This is a genomic window from Thiocapsa imhoffii, from assembly GCF_016583985.1.
Classification (GTDB): domain Bacteria; phylum Pseudomonadota; class Gammaproteobacteria; order Chromatiales; family Chromatiaceae; genus Thiocapsa; species Thiocapsa imhoffii.
Genome location: NZ_NRSD01000005.1, coordinates 200,527 through 214,641, shown reverse-complemented (window position 1 = coordinate 214,641; position 14,115 = coordinate 200,527). Strand labels below are relative to the sequence as shown.

Genomic DNA, 14,115 nt, shown 5'->3' with positions numbered 1-14,115 from the left:
GCTGCCGCGCCCTAGGGTGTCGCCTCAGTGACCAAGCGCTCGATCTCGGCCAGATAAATGGTGCGCCCGTCCAGGGTGGTGAAACGTCGCCCTTCCACGCTGCCGCGCCGCGCCTCATATTCAGTTATCGCCCCGGTGTGGGTATTCAGGACCTGGACCGTCACCGGCAATTGGTCGCGATCCCAACCGCGGATCAGGTGCGTTAGACTTCCGATCAGCATGAGTGCAAGAAGTCCGTACGCGAGTGGACGAATCAGCGCCAGGGGGATCAGCGGCGGCCGCGGCGCGCCATCCGCGCCCAGACGCGCACGTCGGATGCGCGCCCGAATGACCAGCGTCGCACCAAGGATCACCAATGTGGTCAGAAGAAGCTTCCAGATCATGTTCGATACGTTAGCATGTTGGACGAGATCGAGCAGCCGATGCCAGGTGATACGCACCCGACGCAACAGGGACCGGCGTCTGTGATCACCCCGGGCAGATCAAGAATAGACCAAGTGGTGAGTAGAACACTGATGAAAGCCTTCACATTCCCGGTCCTGATGGTCGTGATGAGTCTGAGTCTCGTCGCCTGTACCGAGCCGGCCGCACCGACCGTTGGGCTCAATCGTGCCGTCGAAATCGGTGACCTCGACCAAATCAAACGACATGCCTATTGGAAGAGTGATCTCAACAAGCGCAACGCGGCGGGCGAAACGCCATTGCATGTGGCCGCACGCGCAGGCCGGGTCGCGATCGTGCGTGAACTCGTTCGTAACGGGGCCGATCTGAGCGCCCTGGATGCCGCGGGTCAGAGCGTCCTCTACGTTGCACTGGCGCATGGCAGGACACAGGTCGCGCAGCAGCTGATCGAGCGCGGCGCAGCGTTGCAGGCCCAGTCGATGCTGATCGAACTGTCCGCCGCCGGGGTGATCGATCGTGACGCGATCGCGCTGCTGATCCGCCGCGGTGCCACCCTGGAAGGGGTCGACGAAGCCGGCGACACAGCCCTGCACGCGGCGATCAAGCATGGCCATCTTGAGACCGTTCGTCGCTTGATCATCGCCGGCGCCAATGTCAATCAGCCCGACGGCGACGGTCGCTTACCACTGCGGATTGCGCGAGAATCCGCCCCCGGGAGCGATGCGCGCTTCATCCAATCGACACTGGAGCGCAATGGCGCCATCGTCGAGCTCCCACGCTAAACGAGCACCAATAGGAGTCCCCGCATGGCAGAGCGGATCGAAGACTTGACCGTCACCTACGTGGAGGACGGCATCGAGACAACGAAGGAGATCGATAAGGTGGTCCTGTCGAAAGGGAGTTGGACCACGATTCTGTTTCGCTACCAGGACTGGGATCGTGCGAAAGGAAGCTATGGACCCGAAAAATACACCATCAGGCGGTACCAAAAGCGCGGTGGCGAATACCGCCAGCAATCGAAGTTTAATATCTCCAGCCGCGCTCAAGCCCAGGCCCTCGTCGATGCGTTTCAAGCATGGCTGAAGGACGACTGAGTCAGGTCATCTCCGCGATGCGCAACCCTGGTGCCGAGCGCCGGCGCCGCGCGATGGACCCGCGAGCCGGCGCCACGACGCACCAGCGCGAGCAGACGGACTGGCATTGTCGTGAGGTCGCGGAGGTCGCGCGCCTCGTCGAGACCGACCTTGCCAGCGGCCTCAGCACGGCCGTGGCCCAGCACCGACGCGCCACCGCCGGCCCTAATCGGTTGGTCGAGACCAAAGCGCGCCCACCCTGGCTGAAATTTTTCGATCAGTTCCGCAATCTTCTCGTGCTCGTGCTGATTGGCGCCGCCCTGCTCGCCTGGCTGATCGGTGAGTTCAAGGATGCGGTCGTGATCCTTTCGGTCGTCGTCCTGAATGCCCTGCTGGGCTTTCACCAGGAGTATCGCGCCGAACGCACCCTCTCGACCCTCAAGGCCATGGTGGCGACCCGCTCGCGGGTGCGGCGCGACGGCATGGTCATCGAGATCGATGCCGATGATCTGGTTCCAGGCGACCTGGTGCTGCTCGAGGCGGGTGAGCGGGTTCCCGCGGATGGGCGCCTCATCATCGGGCCGAACCTGGAGGTCGATGAGGCCGCCTTAACCGGCGAATCACATGCCGTGGGCAAGTCCCCGAGCACCTTGAGCGTACCGCGGGCGCCACTCGCCGAACGCTTGAACTTGCTGTACATGAACACGGTCGTCACCCGCGGTCGGGCCGAAATGATCGTTGTGGCGACCGGCATGACAACCGAAATGGGCCGGTTAGCCGGTCTGATCGCCGAAACACGCGAGACCGAAACCCCACTGCAGCGCCAACTCGACACCCTCGGCAAACGCCTGTCGGTGATCGCGGGTGTGATCGTGATCCTGATCTTCATGCTCGATCTCGCGCGCGGCCTGGCCTGGACGCAAGCGGCAATCACCGCGGTCGCCTTGGCGGTCGCAGCCATTCCTGAAGGGCTCCCGGCGGTGGTCACGGTCACCCTGGCGATCGGAATGTGGCGAATGGCTCAGAATCGCGCGATCCTGAAGAAGTTGGTCGCGGTCGAGACCCTGGGCTCGACCACCGTCATTTGCTCGGACAAGACCGGCACCCTAACCCTGAATCAGATGACCGCGCGGGCGGGCTGGTTCGCGGGCCAACGCTTCAGCGTCACCGGAACAGGCTACGACCGTGCCGGGGAGATTCGCTCTGTCGACGTCCACTCATTGACTGAGTTGGCCCGCCCCTTGGCACTCTGCAACGACTCCTGTGTGCGTGATGGCCGGCTGCTGGGCGATCCAACCGAGGGCGCGCTTTGGGTGCTCGCCGAGAAGGCTGGATTCGATCCCGAATCAGAACAATCACACCGACCGCGTCTAGCCGAAATCCCGTTCGATTCGGCGCATAAGTTCATGGCGACCTTCCACCATGCAGCCGATCAGGTGGAACTCTACGTGAAGGGGGCACCAGATGTGCTGCTGGACCGCTCCACGCACTGGCTGACCGACAGGGGTTCCGAGGTCTTGAGCGAGGCGATGCGCACGCGAATCCAGGACGAGAACGAGTTCCTGGCCAATCAATCGCTGCGCGTGCTCGCGGTTGCGCGACGCACCATTCCAGCCGCGCAATTCGACCCGGGTGGGGATCTCTGGAGCTGGACCGAGGGGTTGACCTTTGTTGGGCTGGCCGGGCTCATGGACCCACCGCGCCCGGAGGCCGCGGCCGCGATCGCACGCTGTGCGCATGCAGGCATCCAAGTGAAGATGATCACGGGTGATCACCGGCTCACGGCAGCCGCCATTGGACGGGAACTCGGTCTTCAGGGCGACGTCGTGACGGGCGTGGAACTCGACGCGATGGACGATGCGACCCTGATGCGGCGGATCGATGCGATCAGCGTGATTGCGCGGGTCTCGCCTGAACACAAGGTGCGAATCGTCAAATCGCTTCAGGCGCGTGGGCATATCGTCGCCATGACCGGGGATGGAATCAACGATGCCCCGGCGATCAAGACGGCTGATATTGGCGTTGCCATGGGCGTGTCCGGCACGGCCGTGACCCGCGAGGCCGCCACGATGGTGCTCACGGACGACAATTTCGCAACCATCGTTCGGGCGGTCGAGGAAGGACGGGTGATCTTTGACAATATCGTGAAATTCGTCCGCTTCCAGCTCTCCACCAACATCGGGGCCATTCTCACCGTCCTGGCCGCAACCTTGATGGGGCTGCCGGCACCCTTCACCGCCATCCAACTCCTGTGGATCAACATCATCATGGATGGCCCTCCAGCCATGACACTCGGGGTCGAGCCCGCCCGTCCTGGCATCATGCAAGCCCAGCCGCGTCGCCCCGAGGCCCAGATCCTGACCCTCCCCCGCCTCGCCCGCCTCGCCTTCTATGGCGTGACCATGATGGTGGGCACCATCTGGCTGTTTCAGCTGGCCCTCACCACGCACGGTGAGACCTACGCCTTGACGCTTGCCTTCACGACCTTTGTCCTGTTTCAGTTTTTCAATGTCTTCAACGCGCGCAACGAACAGGGCACGGCCTTCAACAACCAATTTTTCGCGAATGGGAAGCTCTGGCTCGCGCTCGCGTCCGTGCTCGCCCTACAATGGCTGGTCGTCACCTGGCCGAGCGCGCAGGAGATCTTTGCCACCACGGCGCTGCAACCAGCACACTGGCTGGCGGCAACCCTCATGGCCGCGAGCGTGCTGTTGCTCGAGGAAACCCGCAAATGGCTGCAGCGCCGGACCCTGAGCGCCAACCCAGGAGCATCGGTCGCGGTCTGAGCGCCCCCGGGCGGCAAGGCGCTGCAGGGTCATCCTGGTGAGCTGGACGGTTCGACGAGCGCAGCGGGACCGTGTGCGCGCTGAGTGCCGCTCGCGAACGCACACCAGGGACTCGGCGCATCCTGTTCCCATAACACCGCCTGCTCAGCGAGTGTCGTCGATACCGAGCGGATGGTATCCAGCACGAGATCGGGATGATTGTTGGCCTCGCTGACATGCGCGACAACCAGATGTTGGAGCGCTCCCCACGACAAGCGATCGAGAAAGTCGCCCGCTTGCCGATTACTCAGATGTCCGAAGCCCCCACTGATCCGTCGCTGCAGACTAAGCGGATAGGGTCCGCGTTGCAGAGACTGCGAATCATGATTGAACTCAAGGATGAGCGCGTCGCAATCGCTCAGGAACTGCTGAATATGCGGTGTCACGCGACCGCAATCCGTCAGCATGCCAAGACGGTGTCCGCCGGACTCGAAGACGAACTGACAGGGTTCGCGGGCATCATGGGGAACCGGATAGGAGCTGACGCGCACGCCGTCGAGCTCCAGGGTTTGTCCGGGTCCTGAGAGCAACCGCAGCCGAGGGACGTCCGGGGCACCCGCCGCGCGCCAAGTCCCCGGCGTGGTCCAAACCTCCACATCATGGCGCCGCACGAAGGACGCGACGCCTTTGACATGATCAGCGTGCTCATGCGTGAGCAGCAGACAGTCAATGGTCGCGGGGGCGACGCCTACCCGCTCGAGTCGCCGCAGCAGTTCGCGAAGACTGAAGCCATTGTCGACCAGAATGCGGTAGCCACCAGTGTCCACCAGCGTGGCATTGCCGCGGCTCCCACTTCCAAGCGAACAGAACCTCACCCCAGCGTCAGCGAATCTGTTCCTGCAGGAGGGTGAGGATCCGCTGCCCGGTTTCAGTGCGATCCGGCTGTCCGTCGGCGCCCAGGACGGTGACCCGAGATTCGCTGTCATCGCCGATAATCAAGATTTGGTATTGCTTGAGGGTATCGACCTCTGAGGTACGCCAGAAAGCCATCCGGGCAAACCGGCCAGGCCGTTCGCTCGGCGTCGCGGCATCGTGCCCGGCATAGCGCACATAGTAGATACCGCGGGCATTGTCGCGGTCCTCGATCGCGAAACCCGCTCGGCTCAGGGCCGAACCAGTGGTGCGCCACGCTCGGCGGGGATCCTCCGGCAACAGGAGGGCCGGCTGCCCGTCCGTTGTCACGATCCGTGAGTTGAGGGAACGCGTCGCGGGAGTGGTGTCCGCCACCGTGTCTCGACGCGCTTCCGATCCCCCGAGAAAGACCATCAGACGCCGCAGCATCTCTGCCTCTTTCGCGGGCTCGGATCCACTCGGCTCCCACATGGTCCGGCTGCCGTCGCCGATCGCATTCGTGATCACGCGCTCTTCCATGCCGCGATGGGTGAGATGGATATCCGTTGTGCCCGGAGTGGGACCAGGTTCGATACGAACGCTATATTGATCACGCGAGGAGGTCGCATAGACTCCTTCGGCGACCCGGCTGACCATCCGGGTGATGAAGTCACGCCTGATCTCGGCTCGATTATCCAGCCAGTCGGTACGCATCACACCCACTGTCGGATTCTGCTCGGTCAGAAGAATGCCCTGCTCGCGCCAAAAGGCAATGACCTGTGGCCAGACGACCGCGGGATCGGCCTGCACCTCGAGCCAGCGCTCGGCATCGCGTCGTTTGAGTTCGACGTTCGGCGTTTGGGGCAACACCTCCTGAGTCGTGGAAACGCGCTGACGCTGCGCCCGGCTTCCAGCATATTCGGAATAGGTCATACCACCGATTGGTGGAATATCGAGCGCGTCGTCGAACCGACTCGCGGTCAGATCAGGCGGAATCTCCAGATTCTCCCCGGCCTCGCGTTGCTGCTTGTAGGCCAGGCGCTGATCGGGAATCGCGTCACTGAGCAGATTCGAACCGCAGCCGACCAAAAGCAGTGGCGCGAGCGTGAAGCCCAGAGTAACGGACAGAAGCCAAATCGGTGATCTCAACGTCGGTGGCCTCTTAAATCGGTTTGCTGGTCCGCGACGAACCAGCATCCAGTGATGCCGGCGGAGGTCAAAGGACACCCGCATGCTCCATCGCAGCGCGGACACAGGCCTCGTGCTCCTCTGGAAGCCAGGTCAGTGGGAGTCGGATGCCGTGACCACAGAGCCCCATCGCCATGGCGCCCCATTTCACTGGAATAGGATTGGATTGCACGAACAGATCGCGATGGAGGGGGAGCAAGCGCTGATTCAACGCCTCGGCGCGCTCCCGATCCCCTTCGAGGGCCGCTTGACAGAGGTCCTGCATCAATCGAGGTGCGAGGTTCGCGGTGACTGAGATGACGCCATCGCCGCCCTGCAACATGAATTCACAGGCGGTTGCATCATCACCGCTGTAGAGCACGAAATCCCGTCCCCCGGCCTCGCGCAGCCTGGCGAGGCGCGACAGATCGCCGGTCGCCTCCTTGATCCCGATGATATTCTCGATCGGCGCCAGCCGGGCCACCGTCTCGGGCAACAGATCACACGCGGTACGCCCCGGAACATTATAAAGAATCTGCGGAAGATCGACCGCTTCAGCCACCGCACAATAATGGCGGTAGAGTCCCTCCTGGGTCGGCTTGTTGTAGTAGGGAGTGACCAGTAGGGCGGCGTGCGCACCCGCCTCCCGCGCACAGCGCGTCAGGATGATGGCCTCCCGGGTCGAGTTCGCTCCCGTGCCGGCAATCACCGGAATGCGTCCTGCGGCGTACTCAAGCACGTCACGAATCACGGCGCAGTGCTCGTCTTCGTCGAGTGTTGCCGATTCGCCGGTCGTCCCGACTGCCACGATCGCCGTGGTCCCGGCCTCGACATGAAAATCGACGAGACGACGAAGGCTCTGGTCGTCGACCTCACCATCCTCATGCATGGGCGTGATGAGGGCCACGATGCTGCCGCGAAACATGTGCAACTCCGCTAACCGAAAAGGGTGATGGTATTACGTCAGCGCATGCTGACACAACCGATCAACTCGCACGCGTCACGCGAAGACATTCTGGCAGAGACCGAGCAGACCCGCGGGGAACACCCCGAGCGCGAGCATCGAAAGCCCATTGAGGGTCATGGCGAACCGCACTCCGCCCGAGGTCGACAACCGCGGCAGCCCCTCCACTGGTTTGTCGAAATAGATGAGCTTGACGACCCGTAGATAGTAGAAGGCGCCAATGATCGAGAAGATCACGGCCACGACCGCAAGCCACACCAGATCGATTCGGACCACGGCTTCCAGCACCAGCAGCTTCGCCATGAAACCAACCGTTGGCGGAACACCAGCCATGGAGAACATCAGCAGGGCCATCATGGCCGCATACCAGGAATCGCGTTCATTCAACCCTTTGAGATCGTCAAGCTGTTCGGCATCGAATCCCCGCCGGCTTAGGATCAGAAGAATGCCGAAGGCGCCGGCGGCCATCGCCGCATAGACGATGGCATAGAACATGGCCGCCGCGTAGCCCTGCGCGGATCCGGCGAGTAATCCCAGTAGCAGGAATCCGACATGTGAAATGGTCGAATAGGCCAACATGCGTTTGATGTTGGTCTGAGCGATCGCCACCAGATTGCCGAGACCCATCGAGAGCACCGCCAGGATCACGAGCATCCCCTGCCAATCGGCATGAATTGCCGCGAGCCCGTCAACCAGCATCCGCACCGCGAGGGCGAACGCGGCAATCTTCGGTGCGCTCCCCAACAAGAGCACCACCGGGGTAGGAGCACCCTCGTAGATGTCCGGGACCCACATGTGAAATGGGACCGCTCCGAACTTGAAACCGATCCCAACCACGAGGAAGACGATCCCAAAGACCAGCACGGTGTTGTCCATACCCTGCTCGGCAACCGCCTGCGCGACCGGGCCAAATTCAACCGAGCCGGTCGCTCCATAGATCATGGACACGCCATAGAGCAGCATTCCCGAACCGAGCGCCCCGAGGACGAAATATTTCATTGCCGCCTCGGCCCCTTTGTTCGAGTCGCGATCGAAGGCAACCAGGGCATACAGCGACAGGGCTTGGAGTTCGAGTCCAAGGTACAGCGTCAGGAAGCTGTTGGACGAGACCATGATGAGCATCCCGAGCACCGCGAAAAGCCCGAGAACATAGAACTCACCCACAAACAGACCACGATCTTTCAGCCACGGCCGTGCATACACGAACCCAAAGAGGCTCACGATCAGGATCGCACCCCGCAGCAAATCACTCATGGCGTCGCGCACGACATTGCCGTCGAAGACCACTTGACGCTCGCCCCCACCGACCGCGCCCGTTAGGCCGATCGCCACGAGCAAGCCGATCAAGGTGAGCGTATGGATGATGTCCCGATCCTTATCCTTGAGATAGAGATCCAGGATCAAAACCGCCGCGGCGGTGATCAAGATGGCGATCTCCGGCAGGACGGTGATCAGATTGGCAGCATCGAATGGCATGTCACAGTTCCAATTGATTAAGACCCACGCCGCGGCGCCGTCTCAGGGCTGGCCCGCCAGGCCCAGATCTGCCGTGGGCACCGCCAGGATGCATTGCGCGGCCTCCGCTGCGGGCAGTTTACATAGACTGACATGAGCGACCAGGTTCTCAACCGTGGCATGCATCACATCGATCAGGGGTGCGGGCCAGATGCCGAGGATCAGGACTGCGGTGGCGAGCACACCCAGATTGAAGGCCTCACGCCGATTCAAATCCTGCAAGGCCGCCACCTTTTCGTTCTTGACCTCACCAAAGATGACGCGCTTGACCATCCAAAGACTGAAGGCCGCGGCGAGGATCAAGGTGGTCGCGGCCAGCAAGGCCCACCAGAAGTCGGCGCGGAAGGTCGCGAGGATCACCATGAACTCGCCCACGAATCCAGAAGTGCCAGGCAGCCCGGCGTTGGCCATCGCGAAGAAGACGACGAAGGCACCGAACCAGGGCATGGTGTTGATCACGCCACCATAGACGGCGATTTCGCGCGAATGGACCCGATCATAGAGCACCCCGACGCACAGAAAGAGTGCCCCGGAAATGAAGCCATGCGAGATCATTTGGACCATCCCGCCCTCGATCCCCATGACCGCGCCCCCGGTCGCGCTGGGGTCGCGCAGGATGGTGAAGATGATGAAGAAACCGAGGGTCACGAAGCCCATGTGCGCGATCGAGGAATAGGCGATGAGTTTCTTCAAGTCTTGCTGGACGAGTGCGACGAAGCCGATGTAGATGATGGCGATCAGCGAGAGCGTGATGATCAACCAATCCAACGAGTCACTGGCATCTGGAGCGATCGGTAAGGAGAAGCGCAGAAAACCATAGCCGCCGATCTTCAGCATGATGGCCGCGAGGATCACCGAACCGCCGGTAGGCGCCTCGACGTGGGCATCCGGTAGCCAGGTATGCACCGGAAACATGGGCACCTTGACCGCAAAGGCCAACAAAAAGGCGATGAAGATCAGGATCTGCGCCGTCATCCCCAACTGCAGGGTATGGAAGTCCAGGATACTGAAACTTCCGGCCTGGAAGTACATGTAGATCAGGGCCACCAGCATGAAGACCGAGCCGAAGAAGGTGTAGAGGAAGAACTTGATCGTGGCATAGACCCGATTGGGACCACCCCACACCCCGATGATCAGGAACATCGGAATGAGCATCGCCTCCCAGAACACATAGAACAGGATCGCATCGAGTGCCGAAAAGACCCCGATCATGATGCCTTCCATGACCAGGAAGGCGGCCATGTAATGGCTGGGCCGATAGGTGATGACCTCCCAGCCGGCAATGATCACGAAGATGGTGATGAAGGTCGTCAGGATGATCAGTGGCATGGAGATGCCGTCGACACCCAGGAAATACTCGACATTGAACGTCGGAATCCAAGCCGAGCGCTCGACGAATTGCATCTCCGCGCTGGTGGTATCGAAGCCGGTCCAGAGTCCCAGACTGATCAGGAAGGTGAAGACCGCAAAACCAAGCGCTGTCCACTTCGAGATGTCCGTCGCGCGATCACCGCTGGCCAGCACGACGATCCCGCCGATGATCGGCAACCAAATGAGCAACGTCAGGAGAGGAAATTGGTACATGCTGCGTCTCCTTCCGCCTCAAAGCACCACGAAGAACGTCAGGAGCCCGACCAGGCCGACGATCATCGCAATGGCGTAGTGATAGAGGTAACCAGTTTGCAGGTGTCGCGCATACTGCGCGAGCCACGCCACCCGATGCGCGGAGCCGTTGACCATCCCCCCGTCGATCAGGGTGCGATCCCCGGTATTCCATAAAAAGGTGCCGAGCTTGCGCCCCCCCCCGGCGAAGACCTTCTGGTTGAAGGTATCGAATCCGTATTTCGCCTCGAGGATCTTGGTCAGGGGACCACCCATCGCCTGCAATTGCTCGTCGATCCGGGGGTTGCGCGCGAATAGATACCACCAGAGCGCGGCCGCGAGGCCAAGACCACTCATCGCGAGGAAGAACGGCGGCATAGTCAAACCATGTTGCACGAAGGCCCATTGACCATGCCAATCCTCACGAATCGGCAGCAGGGTATCGTGATCCGGCGCGACCACGATCGGATTCCAATCACCGCTCGCGAACCAGTTGGACACTAAGAAGGGTTCGACCACCATCCAGCCGATCACCACCGAGGGGATCGCCAACAGGATCAAGGGAATGGTCACTACCCAGGAGGTTTCATGGAGATGCTCACGCGTGTGTGCATCCATCCGCGGCTGACCGTGGAAGACAAGGAAATACATGCGGAAGCTGTAGAGCGCGGTGACGAAGACGCCGAGTGTCAACAGCAACGAGGCATAGCCCGACCCATAGATGGTCGAGTGACCCACGGCTTCGATAATGGCGTCCTTCGAGAAGAAGCCGGAGAAGGCTGGGAAACCGATCAGGGCCAGGGACCCAATCAGCGCCGTGATCCAGGTGATCGGCATGTAGTGGCGCAGACCGCCCATGTCGCGGATGTCCTGGCGGTGATGCATCGCCATGATCACCGAGCCCGCGGCGAGGAACAGCAGTGCCTTGAAGAAGGCATGGGTCATTAAATGAAACATTCCGGCAGCATAGGCCGAGGCGCCAAGCGCGGTCACCATGTAGCCCAGCTGGGATAAGGTGGAGTAGGCAACGACCCGCTTGATGTCATTCTGCACCAAGCCGACCAGACCCATGAAGAGCGCCGTGGTCGCGCCGATGATGAGGATAAAACTCAGCGCGGTCTCCGAGAGTTCATACAGCGGTGACATGCGCGTGACCATGAAGACACCGGCTGTGACCATGGTTGCGGCATGGATCAGCGCCGAGATCGGTGTTGGGCCTTCCATCGAATCCGGCAGCCACACATGGAGCGGAACCTGTGCCGATTTCCCCATCGCACCGATGAAGAGCAGGATGCAAATCAGCGTCATCAGCGAGACTCCGCCGAATAGGGCGACTTGCGTGTCGGCATGCTCGGACGCGGCGGCAAAGACCTCGACATAGTCCAGGCTATTGAAATACATGGCAACCGCAGCGATACCCAGGACGAAGCCGAAATCACCCACGCGGTTGACGAGGAACGCCTTCAGGTTGGCAAAGATGGCCGTCTCGCGGGTCGACCAGAACCCGATCAGGAGATAGGACACCAAGCCAACCGCCTCCCAGCCAAAGAAGAGCTGCATGAAGTTATTGGCCATCACCAACATCAACATGGAGAAGGTGAAGAGCGAGATGTAGCTGAAGAAGCGCTGATAACTGTTCGTACCGCAGCGCGAATCCTTCGGCCAGTTCTCCTCGTCATCGGCCATGTAGCCGATGGTGTAGATATGGACCATGAGAGAGACGAAGGTCACGGTCGCGATCATGACCGCCGTGAGCCGATCGACCAGGAAACCGATTTCGAACCGAATCCCGTCCGAGATCAGCCAGGTGTAGACGGCTTGATTGAAGACCGGCTCGTCGTCCCAGATAAAGCGCGCCAGGACCATGAACGACAGTGCGGTGGAGAGCCCCACACCGGCGATGGTGACCCAATGCGCACCCTGCCGGCCGATCCTGCCGCCAAAAAAACCGGCGATAATGGCGCCGATTAGAGGCGCGAGCACGATGGTCAGGTAGACTTTTTCCACGATTAGATTCGCCCTTTCGCTCTAATTTGATCGGGACGGAGCGGGCCGTATCGATCGGTCATCGACACTCGCCCCACCCGCTATCCTTTCAGGCTATTGAGATCCTCGACCTTGATGGTGCGACGATTGCGGAAGAGCACGACGAGGATCGCGAGACCAATCGCAGCCTCCGCCGCCGCCACGGTCAGGATGAAGAAGACGAAGACCTGCCCCGTCATATCGCCCAAGAAGTGGGAGAAGGCGACGAAGTTCATGTTCACGGCGAGCAGCATCAACTCGATGCACATCAGAATGAGGATCAGGTTCTTACGATTCAGAAAGATGCCCGCGACCGCGAGGATAAAGATCATCGCAGCCAGGATCAGGTAGTCAGAGAGCGCGATCATTCGGTCGATTCCTGTTTGGCACCGGCACCCGCGCTCGCCGTCGGGCCAGCGACGCCCTCCGTGGGCATCTGCACGATGCGAATTCGATCGGGACCCTTTTTCACACGCACCTGCGCGGCGGGGTCGAGATATTTCGAAACGGGCCGATGCCGCAAGGTCAACCGGATCGCGGCGATGATGGCTACGAGCAGGATGACCGCGGCGATTTCGAACGGATAGACATACACGGTATAGAGCAACAGACCGAGCGCTTCGGTATTACTGAATTCCGACCCAACCGGCGGCGGTTTTGGGAAGTGCTGTAATCCAAAGTGGCCAGGTCCGACAACCAAAAAGATCTCGAGCGCAAGCACCACCGCGATCACGGCACCGAGCGGAAGATACCGAATGAAGCCCGCACGCAGGGCATCGATCTCGATATCGAGCATCATCACGACGAACAAGAACAACACCATCACGGCCCCAACATAGACCAGGACCAGCACGATACCGAGGAACTCGGCTTCGAGCAGGATCCACAAGGCCGCGCTGCTGATGAACGCAAGCACCAGATACAGCACGGCATGGACCGGATTTCGACGGGTGATGACCATCCCTGATGAATATAGGGTTATGGCAGCAAACACGTAGAAGAGGAATTTTTCAAAGCCCATGATTCATCCAGATGCCTGGTTTCGCCACAACGGCACGATTCGTAACAAGTCGATCACCCGCGACACCGAATCGACCCGCGCCACCAGGGCGTGAGTCCAGCTCCAACCGACGAGCGCGTTCCAGAGTGGACGCGTACCCCGCTTGCGCCGCTCAACCGCCGCGGGACACCCGGCGAATGGGACGCGCGGCCCCTCATCGGTAGGGTGCATCAGCAGCCCGTGCGGCCGCAATGTCGGCCTCGTATTGATCTCCGATCGCGAGCAGCTTGTCCTTGGTCATGATGTTTTCGCCACGGTTCTCGAAGTGGTATTCATAGATCCCGGTTTCGACGATCGAATCGACCGGACAGGATTCCTCGCAGAATCCGCAGTAGATGCATTTGAAGAGGTCAATGTCATAACGTGTGGTCCGCCGCGACCCATCCTCACGCGGCTCGGCTTCGATCGTAATCGCCAGGGCCGGACAGACCGCCTCGCACAGCTTACAGGCGATGCAGCGCTCCTCACCATTCGGGTAGCGACGCAAGGCATGGAGTCCGCGAAAGCGCGGGGAGATCGGGATCTTTTCTTCCGGGTACTGAACGGTGAATTTGCGCTTGAACATGTATGCACCGGTCAGACCCAACCCTTTGAAGAGTTCGACCAACAACAGGCTTCGGAGATAGTCGCGTGCAGCGTTCAGCATGGGTC

General features: G+C 60.9%; 13 protein-coding genes. 3 read left to right on the top strand and 10 right to left on the bottom strand.

Annotation, left to right across the window (positions count from 1 at the left end; translation table 11 throughout):
- Positions 1 to 11: 11 nt before the first annotated feature.
- Entirely contained in the window at positions 12 to 383 is a 372-nt protein-coding gene (locus CKO25_RS07425) for a hypothetical protein (protein ID WP_200387276.1), read from the bottom strand.
- 132 nt (positions 384 to 515) lie between these two features.
- Here CKO25_RS07425 and CKO25_RS07420 point away from each other — a divergent pair, with 132 nt between their 5' ends.
- Genes CKO25_RS07420 through CKO25_RS07410 form a run of 3 tightly spaced genes read left to right on the top strand, consistent with a single transcriptional unit; the run spans position 516 to position 4,261 of the window.
- On the top strand, positions 516 to 1,184 hold the full coding sequence (locus CKO25_RS07420; protein ID WP_242467469.1) for an ankyrin repeat domain-containing protein: 669 nt from the start codon (positions 516 to 518) through the stop codon (positions 1,182 to 1,184).
- 24 nt (positions 1,185 to 1,208) lie between these two features.
- The gene (locus CKO25_RS07415; RefSeq protein ID WP_200387275.1) at positions 1,209 to 1,496 is read left to right on the top strand and encodes a hypothetical protein; all 288 of its coding nucleotides are present in this window, start codon (positions 1,209 to 1,211) and stop codon (positions 1,494 to 1,496) included.
- Positions 1,478 to 4,261 (top strand): cation-translocating P-type ATPase, encoded by a 2,784-nt coding sequence (locus CKO25_RS07410; RefSeq protein ID WP_242467468.1) that lies wholly within the window; start codon positions 1,478 to 1,480, stop codon positions 4,259 to 4,261. The genes CKO25_RS07415 and CKO25_RS07410 overlap by 19 nt, the downstream gene beginning before the upstream one ends.
- 29 nt (positions 4,262 to 4,290) lie before the next feature.
- On the opposite strand, the gene CKO25_RS07405 is transcribed toward CKO25_RS07410, so the two are convergent.
- The 9 genes from CKO25_RS07405 to nuoI all read right to left on the bottom strand — a co-directional run bounded on the left by CKO25_RS07405 (position 4,291) and on the right by nuoI (position 14,110).
- Entirely contained in the window at positions 4,291 to 5,115 is an 825-nt protein-coding gene (locus CKO25_RS07405; protein ID WP_200387274.1) for an MBL fold metallo-hydrolase, read from the bottom strand.
- Positions 5,116 to 5,122: 7 nt separating this feature from the next.
- Positions 5,123 to 6,280 (bottom strand): NlpB/DapX family lipoprotein, encoded by a 1,158-nt coding sequence (gene bamC, locus CKO25_RS07400; protein WP_242467466.1) that lies wholly within the window; start codon positions 6,278 to 6,280, stop codon positions 5,123 to 5,125.
- 67 nt (positions 6,281 to 6,347) lie between these two features.
- On the bottom strand, positions 6,348 to 7,223 hold the full coding sequence (gene dapA / locus CKO25_RS07395; protein ID WP_200387273.1) for a 4-hydroxy-tetrahydrodipicolinate synthase: 876 nt from the start codon (positions 7,221 to 7,223) through the stop codon (positions 6,348 to 6,350).
- Between the two features lie 75 nt (positions 7,224 to 7,298).
- Entirely contained in the window at positions 7,299 to 8,738 is a 1,440-nt protein-coding gene (gene nuoN, locus CKO25_RS07390) for an NADH-quinone oxidoreductase subunit NuoN (protein ID WP_200387272.1), read from the bottom strand.
- Positions 8,739 to 8,780: 42 nt separating this feature from the next.
- The gene (locus CKO25_RS07385) at positions 8,781 to 10,361 is read right to left on the bottom strand and encodes an NADH-quinone oxidoreductase subunit M (RefSeq protein WP_200387271.1); all 1,581 of its coding nucleotides are present in this window, start codon (positions 10,359 to 10,361) and stop codon (positions 8,781 to 8,783) included.
- Between the two features lie 18 nt (positions 10,362 to 10,379).
- Positions 10,380 to 12,386, bottom strand: coding sequence for an NADH-quinone oxidoreductase subunit L (nuoL, locus tag CKO25_RS07380; RefSeq protein ID WP_200387270.1), 2,007 nt, complete (start codon positions 12,384 to 12,386; stop codon positions 10,380 to 10,382).
- An 80-nt stretch (positions 12,387 to 12,466) separates the two neighbouring features.
- On the bottom strand, positions 12,467 to 12,772 hold the full coding sequence (nuoK, locus tag CKO25_RS07375; protein ID WP_200387269.1) for an NADH-quinone oxidoreductase subunit NuoK: 306 nt from the start codon (positions 12,770 to 12,772) through the stop codon (positions 12,467 to 12,469).
- Entirely contained in the window at positions 12,769 to 13,425 is a 657-nt protein-coding gene (locus CKO25_RS07370; protein WP_200387268.1) for an NADH-quinone oxidoreductase subunit J, read from the bottom strand. The genes nuoK and CKO25_RS07370 overlap by 4 nt, the downstream gene beginning before the upstream one ends.
- 193 nt (positions 13,426 to 13,618) lie before the next feature.
- Positions 13,619 to 14,110 carry an NADH-quinone oxidoreductase subunit NuoI gene (nuoI, locus tag CKO25_RS07365; RefSeq protein ID WP_200387267.1) on the bottom strand — a complete coding sequence of 164 codons (492 nt, stop codon included), beginning with the start codon at positions 14,108 to 14,110 and terminating at the stop codon, positions 13,619 to 13,621.
- Positions 14,111 to 14,115: the final 5 nt, after the last annotated feature.

Bases quoted from the DNA above. Each gene is read 5' to 3' on its own strand.
- CKO25_RS07425 (WP_200387276.1), bottom strand. From the start codon at position 383: ATGATCTGGAAGCTTCTTCTGACCACATTGGTGATCCTTGGTGCGACG.
- CKO25_RS07420 (WP_242467469.1), top strand. From the start codon at position 516: ATGAAAGCCTTCACATTCCCGGTCCTGATGGTCGTGATGAGTCTGAGT.
- CKO25_RS07415 (WP_200387275.1), top strand. From the start codon at position 1,209: ATGGCAGAGCGGATCGAAGACTTGACCGTCACCTACGTGGAGGACGGC.
- CKO25_RS07410 (WP_242467468.1), top strand. From the start codon at position 1,478: ATGGCTGAAGGACGACTGAGTCAGGTCATCTCCGCGATGCGCAACCCT.
- dapA (WP_200387273.1), bottom strand. From the start codon at position 7,223: ATGTTTCGCGGCAGCATCGTGGCCCTCATCACGCCCATGCATGAGGAT.
- nuoN (WP_200387272.1), bottom strand. From the start codon at position 8,738: ATGCCATTCGATGCTGCCAATCTGATCACCGTCCTGCCGGAGATCGCC.
- CKO25_RS07385 (WP_200387271.1), bottom strand. From the start codon at position 10,361: ATGTACCAATTTCCTCTCCTGACGTTGCTCATTTGGTTGCCGATCATC.
- nuoK (WP_200387269.1), bottom strand. From the start codon at position 12,772: ATGATCGCGCTCTCTGACTACCTGATCCTGGCTGCGATGATCTTTATC.
- CKO25_RS07370 (WP_200387268.1), bottom strand. From the start codon at position 13,425: ATGGGCTTTGAAAAATTCCTCTTCTACGTGTTTGCTGCCATAACCCTA.
- nuoI (WP_200387267.1), bottom strand. From the start codon at position 14,110: ATGCTGAACGCTGCACGCGACTATCTCCGAAGCCTGTTGTTGGTCGAA.